General features: G+C 33.6%; 17 protein-coding genes. 8 read left to right on the top strand and 9 right to left on the bottom strand.

The features are described 5' to 3' along the window. Positions 1–18: 18 nt before the first annotated feature. From BLQ19_RS13595 to BLQ19_RS13560, 8 genes are all read right to left on the bottom strand, one after another. Entirely contained in the window at positions 19–1,842 is a 1,824-nt protein-coding gene (locus BLQ19_RS13595; RefSeq protein ID WP_074538707.1) for a glycoside hydrolase family 2 protein, read from the bottom strand. A 209-nt stretch (positions 1,843–2,051) separates the two neighbouring features. Then, complete coding sequence (locus BLQ19_RS13590) at positions 2,052–2,606, bottom strand: hypothetical protein (RefSeq protein WP_025614522.1); 555 nt, start codon at positions 2,604–2,606, stop codon at positions 2,052–2,054. A 20-nt stretch (positions 2,607–2,626) separates the two neighbouring features. After that, a complete protein-coding gene (locus BLQ19_RS13585) occupies positions 2,627–5,026 on the bottom strand; it encodes a TonB-dependent receptor (RefSeq protein WP_025614523.1) in 2,400 nt (799 codons plus the stop codon). A gap of 40 nt (positions 5,027–5,066) precedes the next feature. Further along, on the bottom strand, positions 5,067–5,408 hold the full coding sequence (locus BLQ19_RS13580; RefSeq protein WP_074538706.1) for a hypothetical protein: 342 nt from the start codon (positions 5,406–5,408) through the stop codon (positions 5,067–5,069). Between the two features lie 102 nt (positions 5,409–5,510). Then, on the bottom strand, positions 5,511–6,092 hold the full coding sequence (locus tag BLQ19_RS13575) for a hypothetical protein (protein ID WP_074538705.1): 582 nt from the start codon (positions 6,090–6,092) through the stop codon (positions 5,511–5,513). 78 nt (positions 6,093–6,170) lie between these two features. Continuing rightward, on the bottom strand, positions 6,171–6,998 hold the full coding sequence (locus BLQ19_RS13570) for a phosphodiester glycosidase family protein (protein ID WP_025614526.1): 828 nt from the start codon (positions 6,996–6,998) through the stop codon (positions 6,171–6,173). A gap of 131 nt (positions 6,999–7,129) precedes the next feature. Next, a complete protein-coding gene (locus BLQ19_RS13565) occupies positions 7,130–8,224 on the bottom strand; it encodes a DUF6688 domain-containing protein (protein WP_074538704.1) in 1,095 nt (364 codons plus the stop codon). A gap of 278 nt (positions 8,225–8,502) precedes the next feature. After that, positions 8,503–9,162, bottom strand: coding sequence for an EndoU domain-containing protein (locus BLQ19_RS13560; RefSeq protein ID WP_074538703.1), 660 nt, complete (start codon positions 9,160–9,162; stop codon positions 8,503–8,505). Between the two features lie 220 nt (positions 9,163–9,382). Between BLQ19_RS13560 and BLQ19_RS13555 the strand changes: the two genes are divergently transcribed. The 7 genes from BLQ19_RS13555 to BLQ19_RS13525 all read left to right on the top strand — a co-directional run bounded on the left by BLQ19_RS13555 (position 9,383) and on the right by BLQ19_RS13525 (position 14,405). Further along, the gene (locus BLQ19_RS13555) at positions 9,383–9,961 is read left to right on the top strand and encodes an RNA polymerase sigma factor (protein WP_074538702.1); all 579 of its coding nucleotides are present in this window, start codon (positions 9,383–9,385) and stop codon (positions 9,959–9,961) included. Positions 9,962–9,999: 38 nt separating this feature from the next. Continuing rightward, on the top strand, positions 10,000–10,314 hold the full coding sequence (locus BLQ19_RS13550) for a hypothetical protein (RefSeq protein ID WP_074538701.1): 315 nt from the start codon (positions 10,000–10,002) through the stop codon (positions 10,312–10,314). A gap of 84 nt (positions 10,315–10,398) precedes the next feature. Continuing rightward, positions 10,399–10,881, top strand: coding sequence for a Spy/CpxP family protein refolding chaperone (locus BLQ19_RS13545; protein ID WP_139150261.1), 483 nt, complete (start codon positions 10,399–10,401; stop codon positions 10,879–10,881). Positions 10,882–10,979: 98 nt separating this feature from the next. Beyond that, positions 10,980–11,759, top strand: coding sequence for a YHYH protein (locus BLQ19_RS13540; protein ID WP_074538699.1), 780 nt, complete (start codon positions 10,980–10,982; stop codon positions 11,757–11,759). A gap of 59 nt (positions 11,760–11,818) precedes the next feature. Further along, complete coding sequence (locus BLQ19_RS13535) at positions 11,819–12,388, top strand: toxin-antitoxin system YwqK family antitoxin (protein ID WP_074538698.1); 570 nt, start codon at positions 11,819–11,821, stop codon at positions 12,386–12,388. Between the two features lie 4 nt (positions 12,389–12,392). Continuing rightward, positions 12,393–13,049, top strand: a complete 657-nt coding sequence (locus BLQ19_RS13530; protein WP_074538697.1) for an SCO family protein — start codon at positions 12,393–12,395, stop codon at positions 13,047–13,049. A 42-nt stretch (positions 13,050–13,091) separates the two neighbouring features. After that, positions 13,092–14,405 carry a sulfatase-like hydrolase/transferase gene (locus BLQ19_RS13525; protein WP_074538696.1) on the top strand — a complete coding sequence of 438 codons (1,314 nt, stop codon included), beginning with the start codon at positions 13,092–13,094 and terminating at the stop codon, positions 14,403–14,405. Positions 14,406–14,523: 118 nt separating this feature from the next. On the opposite strand, the gene BLQ19_RS13520 is transcribed toward BLQ19_RS13525, so the two are convergent. Beyond that, entirely contained in the window at positions 14,524–15,558 is a 1,035-nt protein-coding gene (locus BLQ19_RS13520) for a LacI family DNA-binding transcriptional regulator (protein WP_074538695.1), read from the bottom strand. A gap of 212 nt (positions 15,559–15,770) precedes the next feature. Between BLQ19_RS13520 and BLQ19_RS13515 the strand changes: the two genes are divergently transcribed. Further along, complete coding sequence (locus BLQ19_RS13515) at positions 15,771–16,709, top strand: carbohydrate kinase family protein (protein WP_083332251.1); 939 nt, start codon at positions 15,771–15,773, stop codon at positions 16,707–16,709. Positions 16,710–16,751: the final 42 nt, after the last annotated feature.

Genomic DNA, 16,751 nt, shown 5'->3' with positions numbered 1-16,751 from the left:
GAAGCTAGTGTAAAACTATTAATTTTTATTATTATAGTATTTCTGAAGGGTATAAAACGCTTTTTTCTTTTCGCCTTTTTCAGAAATTAATCCTTTTCTATTGTATTCATCTTGTATTTCTGGTAAGAGCCTTCTTGGGGATCTAAAGTCCACTAATATCCAAGGAGAAAAGCCACTTAATTGATCAATTTTATCAATCATTTTTAAGGTTTCTTCATAAAGATATTCTTGGTATTCTTCATTCCAACGTTCCTCTTTAGGACCATGTAATCCAAATTTAGCACCCGCACCAAACTCAGAAATAAGAACAGGTTTATTGTATTGAATATTCCAACTTATGGTTTGACATTTTTCAATAGTGCCGTCATACCAGCCAATATATTGGTTAAAGCTTAAAATATCTACCACTTCAGCAAACGGATCGTGAATGGTCCGCACAAGCGGATTTCCTTCGTAGTTACTTTGCTCTAAGGCCGCACTTATTAAACGCGTAGGATCTTGTTCTTTAGTATATTTTGCCAACCGTGTTAGAAAAGTATTTCGTGCGTCTGTGGTGGGGGTTTCATTAGCCATAGACCAGATGATGACACTAGCCCTATTTTTGTCTCTTTGGATAACTTCAGAAAGTTGGTTTTTAGCATTGTCATACGTAGATTCATTATCCCAAGAAATGGTCCAATAAACCGGATTTTCTTCCCAGACTAAAATACCCATCTTATCAGCTAAGCGCAGCATATGTTCGTTATGCGGATAATGTGCTAAACGCACATAGTTACAGCCCAATTCTTGAGCCCATTCTAGCAGTTGTTTTGAGTCCGCTAAAGAATTTCCTCTACCGCCTGTTATCGGGCTCTCTTCATGAATAGAAATCCCCTTTAAAAATATTTTCTTTCCATTTAATAGAATATCAGCGCCTTTGGTAGCAATGGTTCTAAAGCCAATTTCATCGGTTGTAGTATCGGTAGCTGTTGTAAAAATAACCTTGTATACCTGTGGATTTTTTGTAGACCAAAGTTTTATTTTTGATGCGGTAATGTCAATGTTTATTTTTCCATTAGCATCGGTTTTAAACCTTTTTTTTATTTTTAACGCTGGAATTTCTACGGTTACCTCTTGGCCAATAATATGGGTGCCATTTAAGCTTAGGTATCCAGTAATTTTCTTAGAATTCTCTTTGTCTAAATGTATAAAATAGTCAGAAATAAAAGTTTCGCTTGTTTCAATTATTTTTACATCTCGGGTAATTCCTCCATAATTCCACCAATCTGTATTAAGTGTTGGTACCGCATCTTTTTCTCTTTTATTATCTACTTTGGTAATTAGAAAATTCTCTTTTTCTTTTAATAGATGTGTCACTTCAAAATTAAATGGAGTAAACCCTCCTAAATGTTGCCCTATTTTTTTACCATTAAGGTAAACATCTGTTTTGTAGTTTGATGCTTCAAAATATATAAAGACTCTGTTTGAATGCTCTTTTTTCGTATAATCAAATGATTTTTTATACCAAACAGAACCTTCATAATAGTACAATTTTTCTTTCTGTGTATTCCAATCACTAGGTACGGTAATCGAATCCATCTTATCAAAATCGTATTCGATTAAATCAGATTTGGACGTAGGTTTAGAATTGGTAAAAAAGGCAGATCTTTCTGGAATTTCTTGATTTTCAAACGGTTCATAGCGGTAATTATAAAATCCATTTTCATAAGGGTCTACAATATAATTCCATTGGCCATTCAAGGATGTATATTCTCTATTGTAGATGTTAGATATACTCACAGATTGAGCATGGGAAATTGATAGGGTGATCAAGAAAAAAAATACTATTCCTTTAATTTTCATTGTGGTATGTTTGAATTAAGACGTTTAGTAAACTACTCAAAAGACAAGTGGTCTATAATTTTTGGCTCCTCTAAAAATAGGGAATTTACAACTGAAGCTCAAGGATTTTTAAGCTTAAAAGCTAGTTTTATTTTTCCTCGAAGGTTACCAAAAAAAAATGCACTTTATAGACCAGCTATAAAGTGCATTTTTAAAATCTTAAAGGATACTTATTCTACAGATACGTCAAAAGATACTAAAATATCAGTTTCTCCTCCTGCACTTTCAATACCATCGTTTGGTTTTGTAGGTTCATGACGCAGTGTGAAGGTTAAAGTTCCTGAGCTTGCGGCACCAGCAGTTAAGATAAAGGTTGTTCCCAATGGATTTCCATCTTCATCAAAACTAGTATACTCGGTTGTGGCATCAAGTCCAGAACTTATCGTATAGAAAAATTGGTGCTCGTCACTTTCGTCTGCTACTTCTTCCGTAATATCTTCTGCAGGACTCTCTGTTTCATTTAATAAAACGATAGCACCATTATAGGTTGTTCCGGAAACTAAATTTCCGGATACGGTAATTACGGGAGCATCTGATCCGTCACCATCTAAATCTCTAGATTGTAAGGTAATGGTTTCACTATCATCAGTTGGCGTTAATGTTACGGTCATGGTAGTAATTACTTCTTCCTCATTAACAATTTCTGGAGTATCATCATCATCGGAGCATGATGCAAATGATAATGCTGCTACTACTGCTAAACTTAATGTTTTGATTGTTTTCATTGTACTTTTTTTTGAATAGATTAATAATTAAATTTAAGATTGAATAAAAAGTTTCTCCCCAAATCATCGGCGTAATACCGCAGGCTATTGAGGTAATTTCTGTATCGGGTATTTAAAAGGTTTGTAACATTGAAGCCTACACTTAGGTTAGATTTTTCAGTGATTGGAACAGCTATGCTGGACCTAAAATTTAAAAGGTGATACGCTTCAGGCGGAGTGCTAACATCTACCAATTCAAAAGATTCTGATTGAGCAATGTATACTTCAAAATTGGTATTTGGATATTCATTTTGACGAAAAGCATACGTGCTTTGCAGGGCTAGCTTTAAATTATTTGCCTTAGGATTCTCATACGTAATTTCATTGGTAGTATTCACCGGAGGCATACTAATTAAAGCACCGCCACCCTGGCGATCATAACCTTTTACTAAAGAAAATTGATGGTTGAAATTAACATGAGAACTAAGTGCATAAGTAGCGTCAATGTCTATACCTAGTAACTGCGCATTGGTTTGCCGGTATTCCCACACTTGAAAATTTCCTCTTATCGTTTGCTCTACTTTAGTGGGTTCTATTACAATAAAGTCATGGATGTTATTTATAAAAGGTTGAATTGAAAACCCGAAAACAGTTCCTTCTTTTTGTAAGGTTAGTGCAACTTTGTTCGCAATTTCGCTTTTGAAGCTCAAATCTCCTAACTCAATTCTGGAAGCGGAATGGTGCAAACCTTCGCTGAACAATTCAGAAGGGTTGGGCACCCGTGAGGCCAAAGAGTAATTAAAAAACAATTTAAGCTTATCGTTGAAAGAGTAGGTAGAGCCTACTGTTCCTGATGCATTGAAAAAATTATATTGAGGATTTGTTAGCAACTGATTGTCATATTCTTCCACGACTATTTCAGGAAATAGGGCAGCATAATTTCTTGATTCCCAAAAGGAGGTCCTGTAAAATTTGAAAACATCCATGTAGGTAAAATCAAATCTTGCTCCCGCTTCTAATAACCAATTATCTTGTAATTGAACAGTGCTAATGCCATAAACTCCTAAGTCATATTTCTCATAATCAGGAATTAACCTTCGAACACCAGTAGACGGATCTGCAAAATTATCCTGATACCTAGCCATGAAACCTGACTTTATAGAGATGTTTTCAGATAAGTTACTATCAATATCTACTAATAGGGTATGTGTTTTCAGTACTAAGTCTAAGGACGGAGTATCCGAATCATCTCCAACACGAATGTCATATTCCAATCTTTGATTTTGCTGAAAATCATATTGAAGATTTACTTTTCCAAAACCGTTAAACTTTTTAAAAGCTTTTATACGCGCCAAATGATGTGTAATGTCTTGTTTCGGGTACGTAATAGCATAGGTAAAATCATTAAGTACCAAAGGAATAGTGCTGTTTATAGCTCTAACTTGATCTTCAGCGCCACCAATATGTGATGCGGCTAATATTCCTATTTCATTTTTGTAAAAAGAATAATAACCTTCAATACCGTAATTGAACTTATTAAAGCCTACCCGTACAGACGCATTGCGTTCAAAAGTTCCCGTGTTACTCAAAACATACTCGGGGGCTTCAAAATCGCCATAGCGTTTAATGGTTCCTTGTAATGTGCTGAACCACCCGTTGTCGTCGCTTTTTGTGAGCTTAGAAGTTAGTGTAGAACCTCTTCCATTAGAGCTAGCGGAAAGCAATGTTTTGCCATAAAGGCTATCTTTAATAAATATCTTTTCTGGTGCTGTTACTATAACACCCGCAATAGCATCACCACCGTATTGTATGGCACTGGCTCCTTTTAGTACGGTTATATTTTCGGCAGTATTTATATCAATATTTGGAGCATGTTCTACCCCCCATTCTTGATCTTCCATACGCACTCCATTATTGATTAGGATCACGCGGCTGCTGTGTAAACCATTGATTATAGGTTTTACAATGGTACTTCCTGTATTTAAAGAGCTTACTCCAGACAAACTATTTAAAGCATCACCCAAGGAGCCACTGCTAAATTGTTCAATCTTTTTCCCACTTAAAGTATTTTGAGCTAGGGTATTAGATTTTTTATTTTGGGCATGCCCTTTCAGGACTATTTCATTTAAGGCTTCCAAATGGTGCTCTAGTTGAAAGGTCTTAATCGTATTTCCATCCACTTTTATTTTATGACCACTTGTCAAACAATAGGGATGTGAAATTTGAATAGCGTAGGTTTGGTCACATAGATTTTGGATGCTAAAATTTCCATTAATATCAGTGACTACAGTTTGTTCTGATCCTGCAATAATAATCATCGCCCCAACTAGAGCGGTACCGTCATGTAAGTCTATTACTTTACCAGATAGTGTATTATTGCAGATTTGCGAAAATGAAGGTAAGCTGCATAATAGCAGTACCATCAGTGCATAAATGCGCATAAAGATTCTTGATTAAATTTTAAAAAATATGTTTTTTAAATTAAGCAAGAAAACTAGGAGGACCCCTTAATGAGGTGTTGTTGTTAAAGAAAGTATTGATAAATTGAGTTGCAAAACTAGTAGTTGCTTTTAAAGAAAAAGCAGTTTTTACAAACTCTGGATAGGATGAAATATCATAGGAGAATGAAAAGAAGTGGAAGTCGCAAATGTGACAATCAAGAGATTTCTGGTGAATATGAGTTTTTTGGTTATCCTGATCTTTACAGGTAGTATGCTCATGATTTTCAAAAGAATGTACAAATTGAATGGCTAAAGGCAACATCATAAACAACAGTAGAAATACTGCTGTTAGTGCTTTAGAAATGTAATTTGTCTTTTTCATTTTTAGCGATAGCTAGCCGCAAATCTAAAAAACAAATCAACACAGAAAAACTTTATAGCTCATATTGCAATTCTTTAACTTTTTGTTAAGTTTTAGCAAGATCTACTTTTTATCAAATTTTGAGGCTCTTAATGTTGCTAACATAGCATTTTTATCGTTAATACTATTGTGACTCATATTGATGATAAAATCATAACCATTAATGTACGTTCTATACATGTTTTGTTCCATAAGCGTACTACCGTTTTGTGACAGTTTGATGTTGAACACTTCAAAAGCTACATTATCTATGGTTTCTTTACTTGAAGTAGAATCTGCTTGTACGCCTTGAGAGGCAAAAATAGAATAAATAACATTTTTTATCTGTGGGTACTTATCATTCCATTCGTTTTCACAGGTTTCTTCAAAAGGAATGATGGTTGCTTGAAATTTTGTTATTTCATCAGATCGAAGCACAAAGAGGCCTATTTCTTTTCCACTAACATAGACACTTTCTCCCGAATTTTCAATAAGAGCTAAACCTTCATGAATATCTTGATCTACTTTTCTAGTACTTTCAATGTCCCAAGCATCAATTAAATTAATAGTCCATCCTATCTCAGGAGCATGGAAGGTTTTATTTTTGGTGGTACAACTAAAAAAAAGAAAACTAACGAAGCAAAAAACAGCTATTTTATATTTCATAGGGTAGTTTGTAGTTGTAGTTGTGGTTCATTAAATAGTTATGCACTTAACATAAATGGTGGTCATGCTGTGTATGGTTTACTTTTTGCTAATTCCAATAGCATTTGGAATAGACCAGAATACGTTGTTATCATCATTTTCATTAAAGCCAGTTTCGTAGCTTCCCATTTTTTCTACTTTAGTTTCATTATGGTTCATGTAGAATGATGCTTCGGGGCCGCCTTCTAAATACATTAAATTGTATACTTCCAAAGAAGAATTCAAGAGGATATTAATAAAATCATGAACGGAATATGGAGAGCGTGTAAATATAAAAAGGGCATTGCCTTCCTTATCTTTTCCGATAACCACCATGCTCCATTTTTTAGATTGCTGTCCCCATTTATTTTTCTGATTGCAATCTACCATGCGGATAGATTGTGTATAAGAGTTGTATTGATCTTTTAGTTCATCCCAGTTCTGACAGGTTCTGTCAATAATCTGAAACTCAGGAACACTATCGTTTTTTCGGTTGAAAGCAGCAATTGTATTATCTTTGTTTAATCGCCCATTATTTGTAAAATCAAAATTTTTCATAAAGCCCACATTCGTAGCGAAATCTTGCATATACATACCGGCATTAATAACTGCAATTTGATTTTTATCTTGTGCCCACTTTTTAGCCGTTTTAATGCGTTCCCCATTTTCTTTGGCGCTCAGTAAATTAAGGTTGTATAATTTTCGAGAAATCTTTAAAATATTGATTTTACTGTCTCCAAGGCTAGATTTTTTTGGAGCATCGTATTCGGCATAGTATAAACCTTCATCAATTTTATTCCAACTGATCTCACCGGCATCAGAAAATTTATTAAAGGAGAATAGAAGAATAATGGCAGCAGCAAAAAGAAAAGATAATAGGTATTTCATGGTTTTATATTTTAAGGCAATAAAGATCGGGGTTTTCTAAGGCACATCAGATCAGAGTAAATATACGCTTAGTTTATATTACTGCCTAAAATGCAGAAGGTTTCCCTTTTTAAGGTTGCGCGCTTATGCTTTTATAGTTTCAAGGTATACTGCTGTTTAATTTTTAATTCCGGTTTGTGACAAAAGAGATATAAGTTTATTAGAAAAAACCATTCTAAAGGTTTCATAGCCACATAGGTGATACTTGATAAGCTTGGAGTATTTATTTTTGTTGAAAGGTTATACCCATATCGGTCATATTTTTTACGAATCATGTGGTGTAGTTTTGGGGAGAAATCTTGAATCATTTCCTCAAAAGCATTCGCAATGAGTAATTGTCTATTTACAATGATGGGCCTGCCATTGCGCTGACCTAATCTAATCGGTTTTACAATTGTAGGATGGCCAGAAGCGGCTACGGTACATAAATAATGTCCTTTATGATCTAAGACTGGTGGATGCATTTGTTGCGATAGTTTCCAAGTGGTAGTTTCTGTAAATACCTTAATAAGAGCATCAGGAGCTTGGCCAAATAAAATAAGTACTAGCGTACAAATAATAAATACAGGAAATAGGAATACAAGTATCCAAAGCGGATTCCTGCTCTTATGTAATAGGAAATCCTGAATTTTGTGTAGATAAGGATTAGCATAAGTTCTATCTGCGGTTTCTGTAAGCTGTTCCGTAAGTACTTTATATATTAGAAGTATACCCACACACAAGGCTGCAACTGGGGCAAATAGTAGTAAGATGTGTTCCGTATCACTTATATATATATCTAAGCTAGTGGTATCGTGTGTTGAGGTTTGGTATATAATAACGAGATTCAATACAATTCCTATTAGGATGAATATCATAGCAAGTACTAAACTTAAAGGAGGTAATTTTTTACTTCTTGTCCACACCAAAAAAAGTGAACTATTATAGGCTATAAAATAAAATATTAGGGTGAGTATGTGTTGCTCCGAGAAAGGGTTGTAGCATTCTCCATCTACAGGATCTACAGCTTTGTAATATGGATTGCTATGAAATAAAAAGCCAATGAGAAATAAGAAGAGTGTAAATATATATACAGAACCAATGATAAGTTCAGGAGGTTTAGCGGCTATTTTAGTACGTTTTAATACAAGCCAAACTAGAAATACTATGAATACTAAAAATATGCCTAGAATAAATAATGCTGCCATAGAAAAACTTAAAAGAAAGGGTCTACATGCGCCTTTCTGTATTTATGAGAAATTGTGATCTTGATTTATTCGATAAAACTACAGCTATGAGTAGTGCGGGGGCAAGGAAACTGTTTCGTTTCCGCTTTAGCACTTATCAAAAGCTTTTTTGTTTTGATTTATTTTTAGTTTCCAGAGCAAAATCGGGAAGATTTTGCAGACGTAGTAAATGTACGTAAAACATTAAATTAAACACCATAATCTGTATTGCTTCATAGATATTGTAAGGCACAAGCTTTTTATATCAAGGGATAAATTGATTTAAGCAGTCCGTTTTTAATTATAATTTCTACTTTTATTCCAGATTCCATTTTAGACCTGTAAACGTTTAAAGTCCCAAACTTTTTATTTTTATTTTTTACTGCAAATAAACATTCATGGAATAACTGATTGTAGGTCCATGTTGAAGGGAAGAAGGTGCTAGGTTTTTCCTTTCTTGTCCATCTATTCATTTCAGAGTCATAATACTCTATCTTTGCTTCAAACACTCCGAACTTATTTTTTTTCAGAATTTTTTTAATTTTCACTACTTCTTTATCGTAAAAATGAATTCCAGTTATTAATCCATTTTTAATTTTTCCTTTACTACAATGCTCTAACAATTCTATAAAATCAGGTGAAACACTTTTGTTTTCATCTGTAATAATGAAATTTTTTACTTCGTGGATATTCTTTTCTAAACAAATCTGTTGAGCTCTTTTTGGATTTGTTATTAGAAGTTGTTGAAAGATTTTGGATTCTTTTCGAAGACTTGGAATATCTTTAAAAGGTCCGTCATCTTTATCTTCTGAGTATTTGATTTGGTAAATGGTAGGAACCTTTGATATTGTAGTACCAACTTTCAAACCTTGTTTGTTCGTGCTAAATGTATCTTCGTGAATATAATATTGAAATTCCAACCTTGATTTTTGAGCTTGTGTCTAATACAAAGATATAAATATACTATTTCTAGTATGAGGAAAGGTTCATAAGTCTAGACTTGCAATTAATTAAGGCGAATATCGTTAGTTAACTAAAGGGAGCAGACAAAAAAAGAGGAAGTCTTAACGTAACTTTTTACCGATACCGAGAATTACAAACTTACTTTTGTGCTCTTTAATACTAATGCAGCTTTTATAATTGGAAGATTCAAATTTTATTGATGAATTAAGAAGCGGGCATCAGGCGGCCTATAGTAAGCTAATTGATGTATATAAAGATAAAATATTTTATACTTGTCTATCTTTTGTTCCAAATAAAGAAGATGCTGAAGATATAGCACAAGAGGTCTTTATAGAAATATTTAAATCCATCAAAAAATTTAAGGAAAATTCAGCTTTATCTACGTGGATTTATAGAATAGCCACGAATAAATGTCTAGAATTTATTAGAAAAAAGAATACGAAAAAGCGTTTTGCCTTCCTGCAAGTTATAAATGGAAACGATATTTCTTTAACTAATTCTAATTATTTTACGGAGGTGAATCATCCAGGTATTATCCTAGAAAATAAAGAAAAAACCAAATTGCTTTTTTATGCTATAAACCAATTGCCAGAAAGCCAAAGACTAGTTTTTACCTTGCATAAATTAGAAGGGAAAAGCTATCAGGAAATTAATGACTTAACGGGAAAAAGTATTTCTTCAATAGAATCCCTAATGTTTAGAGCAAAGAAGAAATTACAGGAATTATTAGTTAATTATTATAAAAATGAAATTTAGCGAGAGATTTTATTTTTTTTCACATCCAAATAAATAGTATGAAGCGAAAAGACAGTAACATAGAGAATAGCGTACAGGAGGTTTTTGAGAGTACAACAGCGATTAAACCTGTAACGGTGTCCCCTTTTTTTAAAGAAAAAGTGATGCATACCTTGTTTCATAAAGCTGAAAATGAAAAAGTATTTTTTTCATGGTTAACAGTAAGAGTTCAATTTGCACTACTAATTTTAATACTTGTTTTAAATACTTTAGCCTTTACTAAAATGAAAAAATTTAGCTACAATGATAACCTTGAACAGTTTGTGGAAGCCTATGATTTATCAGGTAATAAGGAAACAGCGTTGTTTAATTAACTAAAATAAATACGACCAATACAATTTTATAATTTGTCTATTCTTGGCTATTTTAAATTTTATTGGACGGATGATATAGATAAAATGAATAAAAATTTAATAACATATATATTCCTATTTTTTTTGATCGCAGTGAATGGTTTCTTTTTAGTTACCTATATGACGGATGGCAATAAAAAACAACCAACAGCATCAGAACAACCCAGTAATTTTATTGCTAAAGAATTAGGATTTGACAAAGGGCAATTACAGCAATTTAGAAAAATTACGAGAAAGCATAGACGGTCCATCCGAGAATTATCTATGGAAAATAGAGGTCTAAAAAAGCAATTATGGAATAGTTTGGCAGATTCAACAAAAAAAGAAAACCAAATAGATGCTATAACCTCATTAATGGGGCAAATTCAACAACAGAAAGAGCAAAAGACTTTTTATTATTTCAAGGATGTTGAACGTATTTGTACTAAAAAGCAACGATTGAAATTACAGGAAATAATTAAAGAGGCATTAAATAAGAGTGAAGCAACACACGAAAGGCCTAAGTTCTTTGAGCATAAAGACGAATAGAAGCACAGGATTACTGCAATTTCATTTCATTTTAAAATAAACGCAAGGTATTTTTTTAATTGGCATCTAAATAAATAGAAAACCCAAAACCTATTACAATGAAGAAGAAATTAAAATCAATAGCTACAATAAGTATACTAGCGCTATTTGTTGCCTGTTCTAGTACTAATGATGCTGCTGATGATACTATAGCTGATGAAGTAACACCTGAAACTCCAGATACAATAAACGATATATCTATGTTACTATCAAAATTTGATGGCACAGGTTTATCCTATGCCATTAATGATGGTACAGTAACATTTACAACAGAAGATCTACCAAATCATACAAGCCCATATTGGCCAACATCAAATGACTTGTATGAGGAATATAATGGAACAAATACGGCCTTTCATCAAAACCCTAATAAAATTGCGACTCAGAATATTACTTTAACGATTACATTAAATCCCGAAGAAGCGGCTATTCATGAGGCTACGTCTTTAGGTACTATAGGCATTGCAAGAAACGGGATTGTTCTCTATAATCAATATGCAGGACCAGATCAACCATTAACTAATGAAATTGATAGCTTCGATCAATGGTTGGGGCATCCACAAGGCCAAAGCACCTATCACTATCATATTGAACCTACTTTTCTTACTCAAGAGTTTGGAGAAGATGCCTTTATAGGTTTGTTAGCAGATGGATTTCCAGTTTACGGGCCTCTAGAGGATGGTGAGATAATTATATCTGCCGATTTAGATGAGTTTCATGGGCACATAGGGGTAACGGCAGATTTCCCGGATGGAATTTACCATTATCACGTGACAGCTGATGATCCATATATTAATGGAAATGGCTTTTTTGGAACGCCAGGAAATATCACTAATTAATTTAAACAGCAAAAGAGTATTTACAAACGATTGCATGAGTTAATTCATCACGCTGTACAATGAAATTATTTACAAAACTTATTGGTTGCATTTTATGTCTGATACTTACTTGTGGATGTTCAGAAGATCAATTAAATCTTAATGAATCTGATGCCAACCTCAATTTGGAAAATGGAGTGTTACTATATAAAAATATTCCGTACACAGGTGTATTAGTAGCGTATCATCAGGATGGTCAATTAAAATCTAAAATCAATTACGACAAGGGCAAGAAAGAAGGTTTGGAATCTTTTTGGCATCAAAATGGGGTAAAAGCCTCAGAGCGTTCCTATGCTAATAATTTAAAAATAGGGACTCACAAAGGTTGGTGGGACACAGGTACTCCAAAATTTGCGTATCATTTTAATGCTAAAGGAGCCTATGATGGAAATCTCAAAGAATGGTATAAAACAGGAACGCTATTTAAAGACTTTAATTATTCAAAAGGAAAAGAAGCGGGGAGTCAAAAGATGTGGTATGCTTCAGGTAAAATAAGGGCGAATTTTGAAACTATCAATGGGGAACGTTTTGGTTTAATTGGTCTTAAGAAATGCTACAAAGTTACGGTTGATAGTAAAAATATAAAATAAATAAATGCAGCAGATAGTACTAATATTAAGTTTATTCCTAGTATTAAGTTCATGTAAAAATGAAAAAAAAATAAACACAGACTCACTAAAAAATGGGAAACAGATCAGTGCTTTGCCATATTTTAATACGGCAGATTTTACACCTCAATGGAATACACCAATACATAAAATTCCGTCTTTTTCATTTTTAGACCAAAACGGAGATACGATTACCAATGCAACCTATAAAGGGCATATTTACGTGGCTAATTTTTTCTTCACTATATGCCCTGGGATTTGTCCAAAACTTACGGAAAACATGAGTAGTCTTCAAGAAGTTTACCAGAATGATGATGCTATTATGCTATTGTCACATACGGTTATGCCGTGGGTTGATACAGTTGAGGAGCTAAAAAAATATAGCAGGATAAAAAATGTAGATGCAAAAAAATGGCATTTGGTAACAGGGGATAAAACGGAACTCTATACCATTGCAAGAGATGGCTATTTTGCAGATGATGACTTTACGAAAACTACGGATGTAGATGACTTTATACATACAGAAAATTTTATTTTGGTAGATAAGAGCGGCTATATACGTGGTGTTTATAATGGTACTATTGCATTAGATATTAAACGTCTTATACGGCATATTGATATTTTAAAAAACGAAGATTTTTAATACTTCATGCTTAAAACAAAAAGTAATAAAAATTAATTCCTTATGAAATCACTACTATCTATTTTTACATATTCAGTCATGGCACTTTTTATTTTTTCGTGTAGCAGTAAAACCACAGCGGAAGAAATTACAGAAGAAATTGCAGATAATGGCACTGAAGATGATAACCCTCCTAATATACTTTTAATTATAGCAGATGATATGGGTTTAGACGCGACGCCTAATTATCCTATTGGGAGTATAAAACCAAATATGCCAAACCTAGAGGGGTTGATGGCAAATGGGATTAAGTTTAATAATGTTTGGGTAAATCCTTTATGTAGTCCCACCAGAGCAACAATGCTAACAGGTAAATACGGTACTCAGATAGGTATCACAAGAGTGGCGCAGACCCTTGTAAGTTCAGAGCATATTCTTCAAAATGATATGTCTAATTATAACACCGCACTAATTGGTAAATGGCATCTTTCAACCGATGCTAGCCAGCCTACAACAATGGGAATAGATTATTTTGCAGGAATACTAAATGGTACCGTTCAAGATTATTACAATTGGAGCCTTGTAGAAAACTCAAATTCAGCTACAAGTACCGAGTATGTGACCTCAAAATTAACAGATTTATCTATAGATTGGGTGAATGCTCAAAATGATCCTTGGTTTTTATGGTTAGCTTATAATGCACCTCATACTCCGTTTCATGTACCACCATCAAATTTACATAGCCAAGGAGATTTGCCTATAGACCAGGCAAGTATTGATGCCAATCCATTGCCTTATTTTTTAGCGGCGTTAGAGGCTATGGATTCTGAAATAGGAAGGCTTTTAGGAGCAATGAGTGCTGAGGTAAGAGACAATACCGTTATTATTTTTATAGGCGATAATGGGTCGCCAAACCAAGTTGCGCAAGAATATGATAGGTCTAGGGCAAAAGGATCTATTTATCAAGGTGGTATAAATGTTCCGATGGTATTATCCGGTCAAGGTATCACTAGAACAAACATAGAAGAGAATAGTATCATAAATGCTACAGATTTATATAACACCATTTTAGAATTATCAGGAAATTCAACGAATTCAAATACAGATAGTAAGAGTTTTAAAAATGTTCTAACAGATTCAGGTGTAGGAAGTAGAGAATATGCGTTTTCAGAGGTTAGTTATGATGACGATACGCTTGATTATACGGTTAGATCTGCAACGTACAAGTATATGTTATTTAGAAATGGTACTGAAGCTCTTTATAATCTAGACTTAGATCCTCTTGAAATTACGAACTTACTTGATAATACATTAAGTGAAGCGGAGATGGAGATTTATAACGAATTGACATCGGAGCTTCAGGAAATTGTTAATTAGCATTAGACTTGAGTGTGAATGGATATTGCCTATACTACAGTTTAGTAGAGTTTAGCTAAGTCATTTAAAAATTGTTCTGAAGGAATGTTAGCCAGAGAAATTACAAAAGATTTAATGGTTAAGAGCTAAGGGTTGTAGATGCTCTTTGTATCAGGTCTGTTTGTAAAATAATCTCTTTTAGAGCAATGGGTTTATTCTTTTTTTTGCTTTTAATTTCTTTGTATAATTGCTTAAAGGCTGTTTTACCCATTAAAAATCCAGGTTGGTTTATTGTGGTTAAACTAGGAGATATGACCGAAGACATAAACCAATTGCTAAATCCTACTACAGCTATATCATTAGGGACCTGTATTCCTTTTTCTTGAAACGCTGTTAAAGCACCAATGGCAACTAAATCGGTATTTATAAAGATGCCATCAACATCTGTATGATCTTCTAATAGTTGTAATGCATTGGTTTTACCTTCCTCAAAACTTTTATCTCCACATTCACAGATATAAACTAGTGAAGGGTCATAGTCCATTTGATTATCTAACAAAGCCTTCTTGTAGCCTAAAAAACGATCTATTGAATTCTGCGGCAATAAGGCACCTCTAAAATGCGCTATTTTCTTGCAACCTATATCAATTAAGTGTTGCGTAGCATCATATGCTGCTTTGCGGTCATCAATAATAACTTTAGAACAACGTACTAGTTTTGCAATTTTATCAAACATAACGAGTGGCTTGTCTTGAGCAACAATTTCATTGAGGTGCATAAAATCGGCCGTACCATTTGCTAAGGAAATAAGAATACCATCTACACGTTGCTGCATTAATAAATTAAGCTGTTTTTTTTCTAATTTATACGATTCGTTAGACTGTAAAATAATTACCAAATAGCCTTTCTTTTCCGCCTGAGAGATAATTCCTTTAATGACACTAGAAAAAAAGTGATGTACTACCTCGGGAACTATTAAACCAATAGTTTTCGTCTCTTTATTACGTAAGTTAACCGCTAAACTATTAGGCTTGTAATTTAAGGTTTTAGCCAATTCATGAACTAATGCTTTCGTTTTTTTACTAACATCAGGATAATCCTTCAATGCTTTGGAAGCTGTAGATACAGATATATTTAATTTTTGAGCTATTTCTTTTAAGGTTGCCGGCTTCATAGTCTAAATATAGGTTTTGCTTTCATAAGTAAGTTAGAAATAAAAATCGAAATCGTTTTAGTCAATTACGAAATCATTTTCGTAAGCTAAAATTGCAAAACAAATTAATTATGATTTATCTTGGTAATTAATTTAGTAAAAGTGGCTATACTTTACTATAAGTCAGCGTCTTAAAACTAAACCAAATAACATAGTATTCTAAAACCAAAAACTTGAAAACAAAACCAAGAACGATAGACATTCTCTGTGTAGGTGAAATTTTAATAGATTTTATAGGCCATCAATCCGGAATGGGAATTGATAATACGAGAGATTATCACCGCTATTTAGGTGGTTCTCCTACCAATGTAGCGATGAATGCAGCACGATTGGGGTTAAATCCCGCGCTTGTGGCTTCCGTTGGTGATGATGGTTTTGGGTCTTATATTTTTAAACGATTAGATGAGGTGGGGATTTCTACAAAATACATCACTAAGAAAAAGAACAAACCCACCAGTGTCATCTTCGTTTCAAGAACAGCGGGTACGCCAGATTTTATTCCGTTTAGACAAGCCGATAAAGCAATCACGGAAAAACAATTAAGTAAAGCCTTACTATTAGATAGTAAAATATTTCATACCACCTGCTTTGCCCTAAGTAAAAACCCTGCGCAGGCTACGATTCTTAAAAAAGCGCATGAAGCTTTTGAATTGGGCTGTCAATTAAGTATTGATGTGAATTATGCGAGAAAACTGTGGAAGAGTAGGGCAGAAGCATTAAGAGTTATCAAAGCCTATTGTAAATTTAATCCACTCGTTAAAATTAGCGAGGATGATATGCTTCGCTTGTTTAAGAAAGAAGTACCGCATGATGAAATTTTTAACTTCTTTCATTCTGAGGGGGTGACTACAGTATGTTTGACATTGGGGAGTAAAGGTGTTAAGCTTTCAAAGCAAGGCTATGGTGTCATCACTTTACCAGCAATTAAGGTAGACAAAATTATGGATGCTACCGGTGCAGGAGATGCTTTTTGGTCAGGATTTTTATTTGCTTATATCAATGAAAAACCCATTGAAAAGTGCTTAGAAGTGGCTCTTAAATTAGCGGCGTTAAAGCTTCAAAATGTAGGGCGACTCCCAGATAATATTAATATTATTTCAGAATTATTATAAGCAATCCATTACAGCAATAGACAATAAGTTATTATAAACCTC

It is taken from the genome of Cellulophaga baltica, assembly GCF_900102165.1.
Classification (GTDB): Bacteria; Bacteroidota; Bacteroidia; order Flavobacteriales; family Flavobacteriaceae; genus Cellulophaga; species Cellulophaga baltica.
This window is presented reverse-complemented; position numbering and strand designations above follow the sequence as displayed.